At 72.3% G+C, this 15777-nt stretch carries 14 protein-coding genes; 2 read left to right on the top strand and 12 right to left on the bottom strand.

Annotated elements, in window-relative coordinates:
* Positions 1-82: 82 nt before the first annotated feature.
* The gene (locus CP973_RS07805; protein WP_150238778.1) at positions 83-1114 is read left to right on the top strand and encodes an aspartate-semialdehyde dehydrogenase; all 1032 of its coding nucleotides are present in this window, start codon (positions 83-85) and stop codon (positions 1112-1114) included.
* Positions 1115-1189: 75 nt separating this feature from the next.
* Here the strand turns inward: CP973_RS07805 and CP973_RS07800 are convergent, their stop codons facing one another.
* The 4 genes from CP973_RS07800 to CP973_RS07785 form a co-directional block, all read right to left on the bottom strand.
* Positions 1190-1711, bottom strand: a complete 522-nt coding sequence (locus CP973_RS07800) for a DUF1203 domain-containing protein (protein ID WP_150238776.1) — start codon at positions 1709-1711, stop codon at positions 1190-1192.
* Positions 1712-1778: 67 nt separating this feature from the next.
* A complete protein-coding gene (locus CP973_RS07795; RefSeq protein ID WP_150238774.1) occupies positions 1779-2126 on the bottom strand; it encodes a type II toxin-antitoxin system PemK/MazF family toxin in 348 nt (115 codons plus the stop codon).
* Positions 2113-2349, bottom strand: coding sequence for a ribbon-helix-helix domain-containing protein (locus CP973_RS07790; protein ID WP_003982452.1), 237 nt, complete (start codon positions 2347-2349; stop codon positions 2113-2115). Before CP973_RS07790 ends, CP973_RS07795 begins: the two co-directional genes overlap by 14 nt.
* 51 nt (positions 2350-2400) lie before the next feature.
* The gene (locus CP973_RS07785) at positions 2401-3000 is read right to left on the bottom strand and encodes a Uma2 family endonuclease (protein WP_150238772.1); all 600 of its coding nucleotides are present in this window, start codon (positions 2998-3000) and stop codon (positions 2401-2403) included.
* A 133-nt stretch (positions 3001-3133) separates the two neighbouring features.
* Here CP973_RS07785 and pepN point away from each other — a divergent pair, with 133 nt between their 5' ends.
* Positions 3134-5710, top strand: coding sequence for an aminopeptidase N (pepN, locus tag CP973_RS07780; RefSeq protein ID WP_150238770.1), 2577 nt, complete (start codon positions 3134-3136; stop codon positions 5708-5710).
* A gap of 116 nt (positions 5711-5826) precedes the next feature.
* On the opposite strand, the gene CP973_RS07775 is transcribed toward pepN, so the two are convergent.
* From CP973_RS07775 to CP973_RS07740, 8 genes are all read right to left on the bottom strand, one after another.
* On the bottom strand, positions 5827-6129 hold the full coding sequence (locus CP973_RS07775) for a hypothetical protein (RefSeq protein ID WP_150238768.1): 303 nt from the start codon (positions 6127-6129) through the stop codon (positions 5827-5829).
* Positions 6130-7345: 1216 nt separating this feature from the next.
* Entirely contained in the window at positions 7346-8503 is a 1158-nt protein-coding gene (gene alc / locus CP973_RS07770) for an allantoicase (protein WP_150238765.1), read from the bottom strand.
* Between the two features lie 120 nt (positions 8504-8623).
* Positions 8624-9598: a LysR family transcriptional regulator gene (locus CP973_RS07765; RefSeq protein ID WP_150238763.1), complete on the bottom strand. Its 975-nt coding sequence runs from the start codon at positions 9596-9598 to the stop codon at positions 8624-8626.
* Between the two features lie 69 nt (positions 9599-9667).
* Positions 9668-10642, bottom strand: coding sequence for an acyl-ACP desaturase (locus tag CP973_RS07760; RefSeq protein WP_150238761.1), 975 nt, complete (start codon positions 10640-10642; stop codon positions 9668-9670).
* A gap of 210 nt (positions 10643-10852) precedes the next feature.
* Positions 10853-11095 carry a hypothetical protein gene (locus CP973_RS07755; protein WP_150238759.1) on the bottom strand — a complete coding sequence of 81 codons (243 nt, stop codon included), beginning with the start codon at positions 11093-11095 and terminating at the stop codon, positions 10853-10855.
* 211 nt (positions 11096-11306) lie between these two features.
* The gene (locus CP973_RS07750) at positions 11307-13001 is read right to left on the bottom strand and encodes an alpha-L-fucosidase (RefSeq protein WP_150238757.1); all 1695 of its coding nucleotides are present in this window, start codon (positions 12999-13001) and stop codon (positions 11307-11309) included.
* 181 nt (positions 13002-13182) lie between these two features.
* Entirely contained in the window at positions 13183-15438 is a 2256-nt protein-coding gene (malQ, locus tag CP973_RS07745; RefSeq protein WP_150238755.1) for a 4-alpha-glucanotransferase, read from the bottom strand.
* On the bottom strand, positions 15438-15755 hold the full coding sequence (locus CP973_RS07740; protein ID WP_150238753.1) for a hypothetical protein: 318 nt from the start codon (positions 15753-15755) through the stop codon (positions 15438-15440). Before CP973_RS07740 ends, malQ begins: the two co-directional genes overlap by 1 nt.
* Positions 15756-15777 lie beyond the last annotated feature (22 nt).

Genomic DNA, 15777 nt, shown 5'->3' with positions numbered 1-15777 from the left:
GGCCTGAGATAGTGGACAGTAACGGGGCGGGTGCCCTCGAAAGCACCCGTTCCGCTGCTGTACGTACCGAACAAGGAGTGCCATGAGGATCGGAATCGTCGGAGCCACCGGTCAGGTCGGCGGCGTGATGCGGGGCATTCTCGCCGAGCGGAACTTCCCGGTGGAGCAGCTGCGACTGTTCGCCTCGGCCCGCTCCGCCGGGCGTACGCTCCCGTGGCAGGACACCGAGATCACGGTCGAGGACGCGGCCACCGCGGACTACTCCGGCCTGGACATCGTGCTGTTCTCGGCGGGCGGCGCCACCTCCAAGGCGCTGGCGCCGAAGGTCGCCGACGCCGGCCCGGTCGTGATCGACAACTCCTCCGCCTGGCGGATGGACCCCGACGTCCCGCTGGTCGTCTCCGAGGTCAACCCGCAGGCGATCTCCGAGCGCCGCAAGGGCATCATCGCCAACCCGAACTGCACCACCATGGCCGCCATGCCGGTGCTGCGCCCGCTGCACGCCGAGGCCGGGCTGGTCTCGCTGGTCGTCTCCACCTACCAGGCGGTCTCCGGCAGCGGACTGGCCGGCGTCGCGGAGCTGGACGAGCAGGTCCGCAAGGCCGTCGAGCAGGACGCCACCAAGCTCACCCACGACGGCTCGGCCGTGACCTTCCCCGAGCCGGACAAGTACGTCCGCCCGATCGCCTTCAACGTGCTGCCGATGGCCGGCTCCATCGTCGACGACGGTCTGAACGAGACCGACGAGGAGCAGAAGCTCCGCAACGAGAGCCGCAAGATCCTGGAGATCCCGGAGCTGAAGGTCTCCGGCACCTGTGTGCGCGTCCCGGTCTTCAGCGGCCACTCGCTCCAGGTCAACGCCCGCTTCGAGCGCGAGATCACCCCCGAGCGCGCCAACGAGCTGCTGGCCGGCGCCCCCGGCGTCGCCCTCTCGCACGTCCCCACCCCGCTCCAGGCCGCCGGCCAGGACGCGTCGTACGTGGGCCGCATCCGCAAGGACGAGACGGTCGACCACGGCCTGGCGCTGTTCCTCTCCAACGACAACCTGCGCAAGGGCGCGGCGCTGAACGCGGTCCAGATCGCCGAGCTGGTCGCGGCGGAACTGCGCGGCTGAGACGTTTCAGCGAGCACGTGCCGCGGGGCCCGTACGGACGTCCGTACGGGCCCCGCGGCGTACACGCGTGCCGCCTTACGGCCGCCGCACCTCGAAGTGGAAGCACCCGTATTCGAGGGCGCGGACGTGCACCAGCACCACGTCCGGCTGCGCGAACGCCTCCGCGATCGCCGCGTCGAACCCGGCGTCCGGGTCCTCGGGGATCTCGAAGAGCCGGCCGCCGACGATGTGCCCGTCCGCGTCGTAGCGCCGGATCGTCCGCAGCGCCCCCGGCCGCGCGAAGGGGTAGCCGGTCCGCCCGGCGTCCGGCCCGCCGCACTCCCCGGCGTGGATGAACACCGGCCCGCACTCGTCGTACGCCCCGGGCCGGGCCCACTTCTCCTCGGCCCACCGCCGGAGCGGCGCGTACGAGACGAGCGCGACCCGCTCACCCTCCTCGACGGGCCGCAGACAGCAGCGCAGCGGGCTGCCCACACTGCTGACGTGATCACTCGCGCTCCCGGCGGCGAACGGTTCCATGGCCCGGCCGGAGTCGTCCGAGACGCGCAGTTCCTTGAGGGCCGCTTCCGGGATGGGGAGGGGTGTGTACGTCGTCATACGTACAGGGTGGGCGGGCATCCGGCCCGTTTCCGGCGGAAATCGGACGTGGAGCTGCCCGGCCCGTTCAGAGCGCCAGATGCCTGCGCAGGGCCGCGTCCAGCCCGACCATCACCCGCGCCGGAACGCTGCCGACCCGCCGCCCCAGCCGCTCGACGGCCACCGCGCGCACCTGCTCGCACTGGGCCTTGGAGTCGCGCGGGAGCCCACAGTCGTCGGCGGTCAGCAGCACCTGGAACGGGTAGACCCGGGCGACGTTGGCCGTCACGGGCACGACCGTGACCACGCCCCTCCCGGCGCGCTGCACGGACCGGTTGGCCGCGTCGTTGGACACCAGCACCGCAGGACGGTACTTGTCGGCCTCGCTCCCCCGGACCGGCTCCAGATCGACCAGATAGAGGTCACCGCGCCGCATCGGCGCTTCCGATCCCGTCCCCCGAGACCCCGTCCCACAGCAGCGCGTCGTCGCTCTCGTCCCACTCCTCCCACGCCGAGGCGTAGTCCGCCTCCAGCTCGGAGGCCCGCAGCAGCTCGACCGCCGCGTGGATCACCGCCGACCGCGAATCGGCGTCGGTCTTCTTGCCGTACGCGTCGAGGAAGGCGATGTCCTCTTCCGGCAGGCTGACGCTGATCTTCATACCTCTGATGCTACTCGGGTGGGAACGCCCTTGCTACCCCGGCGCCCACCCCTACGCTTTCGCGGACGCATACGACCTGAACCGCCGCGTGTCGACCGCGAACGAGAACGGCTCGGGCAGCGGCACCGGCTCGCCGAACCGGTAGCGGTCCACCCGGCCGTAATCCAGGTCACCGGGCTGCGAGCGCAGCTCGACGGCGCCCTCGTTCAAGTCGACGAGCAGATGGAGCGGAATGCGGCTCCGCGCGTACCACCTGCGCTTCCTGGCGTAGTCGCTGTCCCGCTCGGACACGGCCTTTTCCACGACTTCCACGACCAGGTGCACCCGCTCCGCGGGGTAGGGGTGGCAGTTGTCCTGCATGGCCTCGTCCGTGGTGACGGTGAGGTCCGCCTTCGGCTCGAAGCCGGGGACGCCGGAGATGAGCGCCTGGCCGGACAGCCCCGCCCAGCCCGCCCGCTCCATCTGGGAGCCGAGCAGAGCGACGGTGCAGGTACGGAACGGCGGCCCCGATCGCCGCATGACGATCCTCCCCTCGACCAGCTCGATCCTGAGGTGATCCAGTTCCGGGCACTCCTCCAGAAAACGCAGTAGCCCGTGGTCGTCCGGGCCGCCCATGATGAGCTCGGCGGTGTCGTGCTTCGTCCTGGCCATCGTTGCCTCCCTGCCGCGGAGCGTAGGGACAGGGACGGGCCGGCCGGGCCGGAATTCCCCGGATGCCCCCGACCGAGTGGTCGGGAGCTCCGTGGAAGGATGGCCCAAAGTCCGAAGCGAAGGAGATGAACGGGTGCCTGGCACGAATCTGACCCGCGACGAGGCGCAGCAGCGGGCGCGGCTGCTGAGTGTGGACGCGTACGAGATCGATCTGGACCTCTCCGGGGCGCAGGACGCCGGTGAGGGCGGCACCTACCGGTCGGTGACCACGGTGCGGTTCGACGCCGCCGAGGCGGGTGCGGAATCGTTCATCGACCTGGTGGCGCCGACCGTGCACGAGGTGGTGCTGAACGGCGAGAGCCTGGACCCGGGCACGGTGTTCGCGGACTCGCGGATCGCGCTGCCGGGCCTGCGCGAGGGCCGCAACGAGCTGACGGTCGTCGCGGACTGCGCGTACACCAACACCGGTGAGGGCCTGCACCGGTTCGTCGACCCGGTCGACCAGCAGGCGTACCTCTACACGCAGTTCGAGGTGCCGGACGCCCGCCGGGTGTTCGCCAGCTTCGAGCAGCCGGACCTGAAGGCGACGTTCACCTTCACCGTCAAGGCCCCCGAGGGCTGGAAGGTGATCTCCAACTCGCCGGCGCCGGAGCCGGTGGACAACGTGTGGCGGTTCGAGACGACGCCGCGGATCTCCACGTACATCACCGCGCTGATCGCCGGCCCGTACCACAGCGTGCACAGCACCTGGGAGGGCGACGGCCGGTCCGTGCCGCTGGGCATCTACTGCCGTCCGTCGCTGGCCGAGCACCTGGACGCGGACGCGATCTTCGAGGTCACCCGGCAGGGCTTCGACTGGTTCGAGGAGAAGTTCGACTACGCGTACCCGTTCGCCAAGTACGACCAGCTCTTCGTGCCGGAGTTCAACGCCGGCGCGATGGAGAACGCGGGCGCGGTGACCATCCGCGACCAGTACGTCTTCCGCTCGAAGGTGACGGACGCCGCGTACGAGACGCGGGCCGAGACCATCCTGCACGAGCTGGCGCACATGTGGTTCGGCGACCTGGTCACCATGGAGTGGTGGAACGACCTGTGGCTGAACGAGTCGTTCGCCACCTACACCTCCATCGCCTGCCAGGCGCACGCGCCGGGCAGCCGCTGGCCGCACGCCTGGACCACCTTCGCGAACTCGATGAAGACCTGGGCGTACCGGCAGGACCAGCTGCCCTCCACCCACCCGATCATGGCCGAGATCCGCGACCTGGACGACGTGCTCGTCAACTTCGACGGCATCACGTACGCCAAGGGCGCGTCCGTCCTCAAGCAGCTCGTCGCCTACGTCGGCATGGACGAGTTCTTCCAGGGCGTCCAGGCGTACTTCAAGGCGCACGCCTTCAAGAACACCCGGCTGTCCGACCTGCTCGGCGCGCTGGAGGAGACCAGTGGCCGGGACCTGAAGACCTGGTCGAAGGCGTGGCTGGAGACCGCCGGCATCAACGTCCTGCGCCCGGAGCTGACGGTCGCCGAGGACGGCACGGTCACCTCCTTCGCCGTACGCCAGGAGGCCCCGGCACTGCCGGCCGGCGCCAAGGGCGAGCCGGTGCTGCGCCCGCACCGCATCGCGATCGGCTGCTACGACCTGAAGGACGGCAAGCTCGTCCGTACGGACCGGATCGAACTGGACGTGGACGGCGAGCGCACCGAGGTGCCGTTCCCGGCGGGCACCCGGCGCCCGGACGTCATCCTCCTCAACGACGACGACCTGTCCTACGCCAAGGTCCGCCTGGACGAGGACTCGCTGCGCGTCGTCACCGAGCACCTGGGCGACTTCACCGAGTCGCTGCCGCGCGCGCTGTGCTGGGCCTCGGCCTGGGACATGACGCGTGACGGCGAGCTGCCCACCCGCGACTACCTGGACCTGGTGCTGTCGGGCATCACCAAGGAGTCCGACATCGGCGTCGTCCAGTCCCTGCACCGTCAGGTGAAGCTGGCGCTGGACCTGTACGCGGCCCCGGCCTGGCGCGAGACCGGCCTGGCCAAGTGGACCGAGGCGACGCTGGAGCAGCTGCGGGCCGCCGCCCCCGGCAGCGACCACCAGCTGGCCTGGGCCCGCGCGTTCGCCGCCGCGGCCCGTACGGACGCGCAGCTGGACCTGCTCCAGGGCCTGCTCGACGGCACGCAGGAGATCCCGGGCCTGGCGGTGGACACCGAGCTGCGCTGGGCGCTGGTCGAGCGGCTGGCCGCGACCGGCCGCGCCGACGAGAAGGCCATCGAGGCGGAGCTGCAGCGCGACCGCACCTCGGCGGGCGAGCGGCACGCCGCGGCGGCACGGGCGTCCCGGCCGACCGCCGAGGCGAAGGCCGAGGCGTGGGCCTCGGTCGTGGAGAGCGACAAGCTCCCCAACGCGGTCCAGGAAGCCGTCATCAGCGGCTTCGTCCAGACCGACCAGCGCGAACTGCTGGCCCCCTACGTGGAGAAGTACTTCGCCGCGGTCAAGGGCGTGTGGGACAGCCGCAGCCACGAGATGGCGCAGCAGATCGCGGTCGGCCTGTACCCGGCCCTCCAGGTCTCCCAGGAGACCCTGGACGCCACGGACACCTGGCTCGCCGCGGCCGAGCCGAGCGCCGCCCTGCGCCGCCTGGTCTCGGAGTCCCGCTCCGGCATCGAGCGCGCGCTGAAGGCACAGCGGGCGGACGAGGCGACCGCGTAGGCCGCGCCTCACTGAGATACGGGAAAGCGCCCCGGGCCGATCAGGCCCGGGGCGCTTCGCCGTTCATGACCATCGCCGGCCGGAGTGGCACCAAGTGCCGTCGTACCGGCGGTCGCTCAGTGGTTGTTCAGGTACCAGGTGGCGCCCGCCGCCACGGCGACGATGCCGCTGCTCAACCAGCGGAGCAGCCGCGGGGAGACGTAAAGGCTCAGTTCGAAGTGGCCGTCCAGGTACATCTCCAGGCGCCTGCGGTGGCCTTGCCGGGGGCCGGAGACGTCCGCGGGGGTGACCGGGACGCCGGCTGCCGGAGAGAGGCCGAGGGGCGGTCCGGAGGGGGTGTGTCCGGCGCTGCCCGTGGTGCTGCCGACGTCACCGGCGGCCCAAGAGCCCTGGTGCCGGTTGGAGGTCGGTTCGTTCATCAAGGTGTCTCCTGTGGTCCGGCCGACTTCGTTGTCGGCTCCCTTGGGCGAGAAACCCGTGCCACGCCTTTTCCAACGGCCAAGTAGGGAAGGCGCGGACGGAGTGAACGCTGCTCCCCCGCTGCATGCGTCCAGACCATTAAGGGTGCCGGGGCCCGCGCTGGCAACCGAATCCGGTGACCTTGGGACCGGGCCGGGCCGGCTGGTTGTCAGCGGGCCGGAGTATGCTGCGGACCCCTTGGCCGGACATATGACGCCCATTCAACTCAAAGACCATGGACACCCCTCTTTCTACTCACGGGTAGCGGGTCGACCCTTCGGGAGTCCGGGCCGCGGCACCCCAGCGCACGACCGATTCGGCCACCCCGTGCAACGAGTACGTAACGTTCGGTCATGAGGTGCGCGTTACGTGTGTGACCAACGCGACAAGACCAAGCCCACTGGCCGCAGGGCCCTTTCATGATCGTTGCAGCTTCCTGTTCGTGAACCGACCGCTCGATACGGACGACTGGTTCACCAGTGAACCTCTTCCGCCGCGCCCCACCCACGCCGCTCCCGTGCCGCGCGGTGCTCGCCGGTCGGACCGGGGTGGAAGCGGCCGACAAGGCCTCCGGGCATCGCATACGCCGACGCCATGACAGGCTCTCACGCAACCACCGGTGACTAGTGGTTCACGCCGAAAAAGGATCACCCTTGCAAAGAATTATCCGGCCACGGGAGCCCGGACGGCATCCGGTCCGGCCCGCGAAAGACCGATCAGGAAACCGCCGCCCCCTCCCTACCTTGGCCGTTGGAACAGGGGCGGCGGCTCTCGCCGGACGCGGAGACCACGTCCTGAGCTGGCCGTCGTCCCGCCACGGGCATGTACAGGACACACCTGCGGCAGCCGGCCGACGGCCGGGCCCAAGGATAGTGTCGCAACGCCGCAAATCCGCGACGAAGTGACGCCAAACACTTCACCCCATCAAACCCAGGACTATTTCAGCGCCCCAGGTTCGACGGTTTAAGATGCTCAAATTTCCCTCAAATTGTCTTTCGTATTGCGCACGTTGATATAGAAATCTGTCGACAAGTGCCGCTACCGGAGCCGGTTCAATCTACGGGCGCTCAGCTTCCCTGGCGCATAGTCACTGTCCAGCGACCTCTACCCATGGCACCGCGTGCCACGAACAGGGGCCCGGCTCCCCTCCCGCCGGGCCCGGTGCCGTGCGGCGGGTCAGCCGCCCAGTGCGTCGAAGCGGCGGACCAGGCCGGCGCGGCCCTCGTCGGTGAGGTCGCCGTGCAGGCGCATGCGGGCCACGCCGCCGTCGGGGAAGACGTCCAGCCGTACGTGGGTGGCGGTCACCGGGCGCGGAAGCACGAAGCGGTGCGGGGTGTCGGGCTGGAGCCCGGTCCGCGGCAGGATCTCGAACCAGGACGCGTCGTCGGACGGGTCGGCGGTCTCCGCGTCGCATCCGTACAGGGCCGCCCAGCCCGCCGCGTTGCCCTTCAGGTACGCGGTGTCGATCTCGACGGCGCGTATCTCGCCCTGCGCGGCGAGGCGGAAGCGTACCCAGTCGTTGGTGTCGCGCACCCGGCGGCGGCGGTTCTCCCAGCCGTCGTCCATCTTGCGGGAGAGGTCGGGGCGGATGATCTGGGTGGGCGAGGAGTAGAAGCGGTCGGAGGCGTCCTCGACGACGCCGCCGTGCAGGACGGACGCCAGGTCGACGGTGCCGAGCACGTCCAGCCACGCCGGGTCGGGCACGACCTCGCCGTGGACCCGCAGCCGGGCGATGCCGCCGTCGGGGTGCTGCTTGAGGCGCAGGTGGGTGAAGCGGCGCTCGGCCGTCACTGCGAAGCCGTTGGCGGCGTGGCCGCGGACCGGCGTACGGGGGACGATCTCCTCCCACTTCACGTCGGCGGCGAGCAGGTCCTCGGGGGCCGGGCTGCCGGGGACGGAGGTGGCCTCGACGGTGATTTGCTGCGGGTAGTTTCCGCGGAAGTGGGCGGTGTCGACGATGACGCCCCGGACGACGCCGGGGGCGGCGAGGCGGATCAGCGCCCAGTCGTGCTCATCGTCGGCGGGGAAGGGGTGGGCGCCGTCGGCCCCGCGCCGCCGCCGGGTCTCCCAGCCGTCCATGATCTTGCCCTTGTGGCCGAAGCGCTCGGGGTCGAAGACCGCGGGGCCGGGCGTCAGCAGGTTCTCGCGCTCGGCGAAGAACTCGTCGTTCGCGGCGATGACACCGGCGCCGAGGCGGCGGTCGGCGAGGTCGACGAGCGAGGTGAAGGGGAAGTCCCCGCCGCGGTAGTCCGCGTACGGGTCACCGCCGCCGTACGGGGCGGCGTCGTTGGCGTGCGGGTCGGTGGCGGATGCGGCGGCCGGAGTGGTGGTCATCTCTGCCCTTCGGTGAGGGGGTGACGCGGACTCTTCGACCTTCGCAGGATCGTTTACTCCAGGTCTATCGAAAGTTTCTGGATGTTATGTTCAGGTGAGCTGAATGAACGCGCGCTTCGGTCATCGACCGCCGCCCGCTTCCGGCCCTACGGCCGGCCCCTCCGCCACCTCCTTCAGCCCGGCCAGGACGCGCGCCAGCCCCGGCGCCTCCTCCGCCCCGCGGCGTACGGCCGCCACGACGTGCCGCCGCGGCTGGTCGGCGCGGAGCACCCGTACCGCCACCGCCGTTCCCTGTACGGGGCCGTCGCCGCGGTCCGGCCCGGACCGGCCCCGCGCCCCGGACATCGCCATCCGCGGCACCAGCGCCACCCCCATGCCCGCGCCCACCATGGCCAGGATCGCGTCCCAGTCGGCGGCGGCGTGCGCCTGTTCCGGCACGAAACCGGCGTGCTCGCACGCGGTGGTGGTGATCTGCGACCAGGGGCCGCTGCTCCCGTAGATCCACCGCTCGTCCGCCAGGTCGGCCAGCCGCAGCCCGGGCTCGCCGGCCAGCGGGTGCCCGGCGGGCAGCGCCACGTCCAGCGGGTCGGCGAGCAGCGAGATGCGGGTGAACTTGGGGTCGCGCGGCGTCGGCGCGTGCGCGGCGAGCGAGAGGGCGAGGTCGACGCTGCCCTCGGCGAGCAGTTCGTACGCCTCGGCCGCCTCCGCCTCCCGTACGGACACGTGCAGCCCCGGATGCGAGTGGCGCAGCTCCCGTACGGCGGGGACGACCAGCGCGGGGATCGACGTGGAGAACGCGCCGACCCGCACCTCGCCCGCCTCGCCCTGGAGGTAGCCGAGCAACTCCGCGTCCGCGCGCTCCAGTTGCGCGAAGACGGCATCGGCGTGCCGCAGGACGAGGTGCGCGGCGTCCGTCAGGCGTACGCGCCGGCCGTGCGCCTCCAGGAGCGTCACCCCGAGCTGCCTGGCCAGCGCGGTCAGCTGCTGCGAAACCGCCGACGGCGTCAGGTGCAGCGCCTCGGCGGCGGCGGTGACCGTGCCCAGCTCGTGGAGGGTGCGCAGGATGCGCAGCTTCTTGATGTCCCAGTCGGCCATGCGGGCAGCGTACGCAGGCGGGAAGGGGGGTCTCCCCCGCCCGCGCCGCCCGTCCCGCCTCCCGGCCCGTTACCCCCGCGCCGCCCGGCGGGCCTCCCGGGCCGCCAGCCGCTCGTCGAACTTGCGGGCCTGGTCGTCCAGCCCGCCCATGAACAGCCCCAGTTCCTCCTGGGCCCGCAGCCCGGCCGGGCCCAGGCCGCCGATCTCCAGGACCTTCAGGTAGCGCAGCACCGGCTGGAGCACGTCGTCGTGGTGGATGCGCAGGTTGTAGATGCCGCCGATCGCCATCCGGGCCGCGGCGCGCTCGAAGCCGGGCATGCCGTGGCCCGGCATGCGGAAGCCGGTGACCACGTCCCGTACGGCGCACATGGTCTGGTCGGGGGCCAGCTCGAACGCGGCGGCGAGCAGGTTCCGGTAGAAGACCATGTGGAGGTTCTCGTCGGTGGCGATGCGGGCCAGCATCCGGTCGCAGACCGGGTCGCCGGAGTGGTGGCCGGTGTTGCGGTGCGAGATGCGGGTCGCCAGCTCCTGGAAGGCGACGTACGCGACCGAGTGCAGCATGCTGTGCGCGTTGTCGGACTCGAACCCGGCCGACATGTGCGCCATGCGGAAGTTCTCCAGCTCGACCGGGTCGACGGCCCGGCTGGTGAGCAGGTAGTCACGCATGACGATGCCGTGCCGGCCCTCCTCCGCCGTCCAGCGGTGCACCCAGGTCCCCCAGGCGCCGTCGCGCCCGAAGAGGCTGGCGATCTCGTGGTGGTAGCTGGGCAGGTTGTCCTCGGTCAGCAGGTTGACCACCAGCGCGATCCGGCCTATGTCGGTGACCTTGGACTGCTCGGGCGCCCAGGGCTCGCCGCCCATGACGCCGTCGAAGTTCCGGCCGTCGCTCCAGGGCACGTATTCGTGGGGCATCCAGTCCTTGGCCGCCTTCAGATGCCGGTTGAGCTCCTTCTCGACGACCTCTTCGAGCGCGAACAGCAGCCGGGTGTCACTCCATGCGGCCTGGCCGCGCTCCTGGGCGTGGCGGTCGGGGGCGATGGTCACGGGGACTCCTGGGGACGGGGTTACCTACGGGCCCGTAGGTTACGCCATCGTAGGTTAGGTCCGTGTGAGTACCGGCCCCCGGGTGGAATCCCGCCTTCCGCACGCGCCCGGCCGCACCGCGCGCCCGCCCGCGCACAACGCGAAAAGGGCGCCCGCCGGTTCTCGCGAACCTGCGGACGCCCTCGAAGAGGTGCGGAAGTGAGCCCCGGGTCAGGCCTTGGGCTGCTTGCGGGACTTGTCGCCGATCATGACCAGACCGGCGATGACCAGGAAGAGGACGATGGGAGCGGCCACGTAGAGGCCGAGCGTCTGGGCGACGCTCAGGCCCGGGCCCGGGTCGTCACCATCGTCGCGGGTGAGCGCGAACGCGGGGGACGACATCAGCAGCAGCAGGGCGGTGCCGGCCGTGACGGTTCCGGCGCGCAGGGCGTTCTTCTTGACCAGATTGCTCACGAGGTCAACGTATCGGACGCCGTTCACCCTCGCGCGCCCGGGGTGGCCTAACGGCTGACCGGGCCGGTCGGGGAGGGTTCAGGGGGTGTTCAGGGCCGTGCCGGGACCGCCGCGCGCCGGATCACCGCCCGGCCGCGGGTCCGACGGGGTCCGGCAGCGGGTCCGGCCGCGGGTCCGGCAGGGATCCGGCAGCGGCCCGGTCACCGCCCCGTCACCACCCGGCCAGATGCGCGGTCACCGGCTTCAGATGCGGGGTGGCGCGGGCCGCCAGGACCCGTACGCGTACGGCGTCGGCGGTCACCGGCGCGGGCAGCGCCAGGATGCGCCGGTGGCCGGCCGTCGTCCCCGCGGCGATCCGCCGCCACGTCCCGCCGGTCCGCGCCTCGACGGCGAACCGTTCCACCCGCTGCCCGTGGCGCAGGTCCTCGCCGATCCCGACCCGGTCGAAGGTGACCGCGCCCGAGGCCCGGCCGCCCGCCAGCAGATCGCGGCCGTACGTCTCCCGCACGGCCCGCCCGAAGGCGGTGAGCGAGGCGGTGTCGGCCGCGCCGATCCGGCCGTCACGCCCCGGCGGCACGTTGAGCAGCAGCGACGCGTTGCGGCCCACGCTCTTCTCGTACAGGTCCAGCAGCTGTCCGGGCGTCTTGGGCCGCTCCCATGGATGGTGGAACCAGCCGGGACGGATCGAGACGTCCGCCTCCGCCGGGTACCACTGGAGGTACTTGGTGGTGGGGGCCAGCAGTTTGGCGCGGGAGCCGATGTCGGCGTCGGTGGAGTCGTTCGGCAGGCCGCCGGAGAGCACCGACCAGGGGTCGACGGCGGACGGGGTGACGCTCCACTCCGTCTCGCGCGCGACCCCCTTCTCGTTGCCGACCCAGCGCACGCCCTGCGGCCCCTGGAAGACGACGGTGCGCGGCGAGAGGCGGCGGACGGTCTCGAACCACTGGCGTACGCGGTACGGCTGCGTGATCCCGGCGTCCGCCCACGGGTTCGCGCCGTCCAGCCACAGTTCCTCGACCGGACCGTACTGGGTGAGCAGTTCGTAGACCTGGTTGAGGTAGTACGCGTCGTAGTCGTCGGCGCGGACGGTGAAGGAGGGCAGCCGCCCGCGGCGTACGGCGTCGGCGCGGTCGTCGCCGGGGACGAGGGTCGGGATGGTGCGCTCGGTGACGGGGCTGCCGTTGCCGAAGCGGCCCAGACCGGCGGGTGCCCGGCCGCGGTCCTCCAGGGCGACCCGCTCGGGCAGGCTCAGCGGCCCGCCCTCGGCCTGCTTGCGCCGGATCTCCTCGACCCAGCGCGCGTGCCAGGCGTGCGGCAGCTCGGCGCCGTCCGACGGGGAGAGGTACAGGCCCACCTTGAGCCCGGCCGCGCGGGCGGCCCGTACGTACGCGCCGACGACGTCCGGCTTCCCGGGCGCGGCGAGGACGGAGTGCGGGGTGTAGCGGCTGGGGTAGAGCACGAAGCCGTCGTGGTGCTTCACGGTCAGCATGACCTGCTCGGCCCCCGCCGCCTTGTACGCGCGCATCCACTGGGCGACGTCGACGCGCGGCGGCGCGAACCGCTTCGGGTCCTCGGTGCCGGAGCCCCACTCGCGGCCGGTGAAGGTGTTCATGCCGAAGTGGGTGAACGCGGTGACCTCCCGCTGCTGCCAGGCGTGCTGGGCGGCGGTCGGCACGACGTTGGCGGCCTTCTCGATGATCCGGGCCGGGGTGTCGCAGGGCTCCACGGTCAGCTGGGAAGCGGGGCGTACGGGGGTGTGGCAGGGGCGTGCGGCGGGCCGGTGCGCCGGAGCGGGAACGGACGGGCCGGCGGCGATGGCCGTGAGCGGGACCGGCGGCGTGAGGGCGGCGGCGACGGCGAGCGCCAGGACCGTGCGGAGGCGGGCGCGGGATCGGCTTCTTGCCATGGTTCCCTCCAACTCCCCGACCGGAATTGGTCGGATGTCTGGACGGCGTCCACGGCATGGTGCCGTACGGCCCGGTGGACCGGAAGAGCGGCGGGCGGAGCCGCTCGGCCGGTCACCGGCCGAGCGGCTCCGCCCGCGCCCCCTTCTCCTGCTTCTTCCTCTGCTTCTCCTTCTTCCGCTGCTATCGCGGCATCGCGCGCAGTTCGCTCATCAGCGCATGCAGCCGGGGCGACGCGGCGATCTCCTCCAGCGACAGCGGGCGCCCTTCCGGATTGGTGATCGGCAGGCGCCAGTTGGGGTATTCATCCCATGTCCCCGGGAGGTTCTGCGGGCGCCGGTCGCCCACCGCGTCCGGCAGCCACACCCCGACCATCCGGGCCGGGGTGCGCAGCAGGTAGCGGTGCAGCGCCTTGACCGCGGCCTCCTCGTCACCCCGGCCCTCGGGCAGCAGCCCCAGCCGTATCAGCACCGCCAGCCACTCGCCCACCTCGACCGCCTCCGCCGCCCGCTCCTCCTGGAGGGAGCGGTCCAGCAGGCCCAGGCCGTGGCGCAGTTCGGTGTGCTCGCCGGTCAGCCGGGCCGCCGTACTGGGCAGGTCGTGCGTGGTGACCGTGGCCAGGCAGCCGGCCCGCCAGCTCTCCGGCGGCAGCGGCCGGGCGGGCTCCTTCGCGTAGTCGCGCTCGAACCACAGCACGGACGTGCCGAGCACACCGCGCTCGGCCAGCTCCGTACGCACCACCGGCTCGACCGTCCCCAGGTCCTCGCCGATGACGGCGGCTCCCGCGCGGTGCGCCTCCAGGGCCAGGACGGAGAGCATCGCCTCGGCGTCGTAGCGCACGTACGCGCCCTCCGTCGGCGGCCGGCCCTCCGGCACCCACCACAGCCGGAACAGGCCCATGACATGGTCGATGCGCAGCGCGCCGGCATGCCGCAGGATGCCGCCCAGCAGATCGCGGTACGGGGCGTAGCCCTGGGCGGCCAGCGCGTCCGGCCGCCAGGGCGGCAGGCCCCAGTCCTGGCCGCGCGAGTTGAAGGCGTCGGGCGGCGCGCCGACGGACATGCCCGCCGCGAAGGCGTCCTGCCGGGCCCAGGTGTCGGCACCGGAGGGATGGACGCCGACGGCCAGGTCGTGCACCAGCCCGATGCCCATCCCGGCCTCCTCGGCGGCGCGCTGGGCGGCGGCGAGCTGCTGGTCGGTGAACCACGCGAGCCGGCTGTGGAAGTCGATGCGGTCCAGCAGGCAGCCGCGCATCCGGGCCGTACGGGCGGAGCGCGGGTCGTCCAGGCCCGTGGGCCAGCCGCGCCAGTCGGGACCGTACCGCTCGGCCAGCGCGCACCAGGTGGCGTGGTCCTCCAGGGTCGCGCCCTGCTCCGCGAGGAAGTCGCAGTAGGCGGCGCGCCGGCCGGGGCTCAGCGGCACCCTCCAGACCAGTTCCAGCGCCTCCTTCTTCAGCTCCCACACGGCGTCCCGGTCGATCAGCGCGCCCTCGCGGAGCACCGCTTCGCGCAGCTTCCGGGCGCGGACGAGCAGTGCGTCGACCTTGCCGCGGGCAGCGCCGTCGAGCCGGGTGTATTCGGGGATGTCCTCGATCCGGAGATGGACGGGATCGGGGAAGCGGCGGGAGGAGGGGCGGTACGGCGAGGGGTCGGTGGGCGCTCCGGGAACGGCCGCGTGCAGCGGGTTGATCTGCAGGAAGCCGGTGCCGAGCGTGCGCCCGGACCAGGCGGCCAGGTCGGCGAGGTCGCCCAGGTCCCCCATGCCCCAGGAGCGGCCGGAGAGCAGCGAGTAGAGCTGCACCATGAAGCCGTGGGTGCGGCCGGGCGGTTCGGGCATCCGGTCGGGGGCGACGACCAGATGCGCGCGGGCGGAGCGGCCGTCGGGCGTGTGGGCCCGCAGGGTGTGGACGCCCAGGGGGAGGCGGCCCACGTAACCGTCCGGCCCTCGGGCGCGGGTCCGGCCCCCGGCGCGGCCGCGGTGGGGCGTCCGGTCGCCGGTGCGGCCCGGGGACCGGCCGGAGGGCCCGTACGCGTACTCCTGGACGGCGGGCCCGTACGCGTGACGCTGCCCGGGCGGTCCGTGCGCGTGGTCCGGGTCAGGCGGCTCGTACGCGTAATCCGCACGGCCGCCGGGGTCCGGCCCCCAGTCCAGCACCTCGCCCGACTCGGTCTCCACCCGCAGGGCGGTGCCCTCGGGCAGCCGGGACAGCTCCGGGATGCGCCCGGGGCGCACCACGACGGTGGGCGGGAGCAGGGCGCGGCCGGGGCCGTGCTCGTACGCCTCCAGCGCGGCGCGTACGGCCTGCGGTGTCGAGGCGTCGACCCCGAGGGCGGCGAGGACGGCGACGACCGTGTCGTCACCGACGTGGACGGTGCGGCCCGGCGCGGGCTCGTAGGACGTGCACACGCCGTGCAGACCGGCGAGCCGCGGTCGGCCCATCAGACCTCCATGGACTCCGTGCCCAGGCCGGCCGCGGTGGGCTCGCTGGTCAGCGGAAGCTCGGCGGCGATCGGGGACTCACTGGTGAGCGGGGCGGCGTCGGCGAGCGGGGGCTCGCTGGTCAGGGGCGGTTCGCAGAAGCACAGGGAGCCGGAGCCGTCCAGGCCGGAGTCGGGGTCGGAGACTCCGGCGAACAGATCCGGCTCGGTGGGTTTCTCCGGCTCGGTTTTCTCCGGTCCCGGGGATTCACGCCGGGCTTCGGGGTACTCGGGGGCGGACGACAGTGCGTCGAGGAGGAGCTGAGCGGACGCGGCCACGGAGGGCCTCCCGTTCGTCGGT

Source organism: Streptomyces albofaciens JCM 4342 (assembly GCF_008634025.1).
In the GTDB taxonomy this organism is placed as follows: domain Bacteria; phylum Actinomycetota; class Actinomycetes; order Streptomycetales; family Streptomycetaceae; genus Streptomyces; species Streptomyces albofaciens.
The sequence above is the reverse complement of the archived record's forward strand: the minus strand, read 5'-3'. Positions and strand labels throughout refer to the sequence as shown.

What these genes read in the sequence shown, in the direction of transcription:
- CP973_RS07750 (WP_150238757.1), bottom strand. Translation starts at nt 13,001, where the DNA reads ATGGCAAGAAGCCGATCCCGCGCCCGCCTCCGCACGGTCCTGGCGCTC.
- CP973_RS07790 (WP_003982452.1), bottom strand. Translation starts at nt 2,349, where the DNA reads ATGAAGATCAGCGTCAGCCTGCCGGAAGAGGACATCGCCTTCCTCGAC.
- CP973_RS07785 (WP_150238772.1), bottom strand. Translation starts at nt 3,000, where the DNA reads ATGGCCAGGACGAAGCACGACACCGCCGAGCTCATCATGGGCGGCCCG.
- CP973_RS07805 (WP_150238778.1), top strand. Translation starts at nt 83, where the DNA reads ATGAGGATCGGAATCGTCGGAGCCACCGGTCAGGTCGGCGGCGTGATG.
- CP973_RS07765 (WP_150238763.1), bottom strand. Translation starts at nt 9,598, where the DNA reads ATGGCCGACTGGGACATCAAGAAGCTGCGCATCCTGCGCACCCTCCAC.
- malQ (WP_150238755.1), bottom strand. Translation starts at nt 15,438, where the DNA reads ATGGGCCGACCGCGGCTCGCCGGTCTGCACGGCGTGTGCACGTCCTAC.
- CP973_RS07795 (WP_150238774.1), bottom strand. Translation starts at nt 2,126, where the DNA reads ATGCGGCGCGGTGACCTCTATCTGGTCGATCTGGAGCCGGTCCGGGGG.
- alc (WP_150238765.1), bottom strand. Translation starts at nt 8,503, where the DNA reads ATGACCACCACTCCGGCCGCCGCATCCGCCACCGACCCGCACGCCAAC.
- CP973_RS07800 (WP_150238776.1), bottom strand. Translation starts at nt 1,711, where the DNA reads ATGACGACGTACACACCCCTCCCCATCCCGGAAGCGGCCCTCAAGGAA.
- CP973_RS07775 (WP_150238768.1), bottom strand. Translation starts at nt 6,129, where the DNA reads ATGAACGAACCGACCTCCAACCGGCACCAGGGCTCTTGGGCCGCCGGT.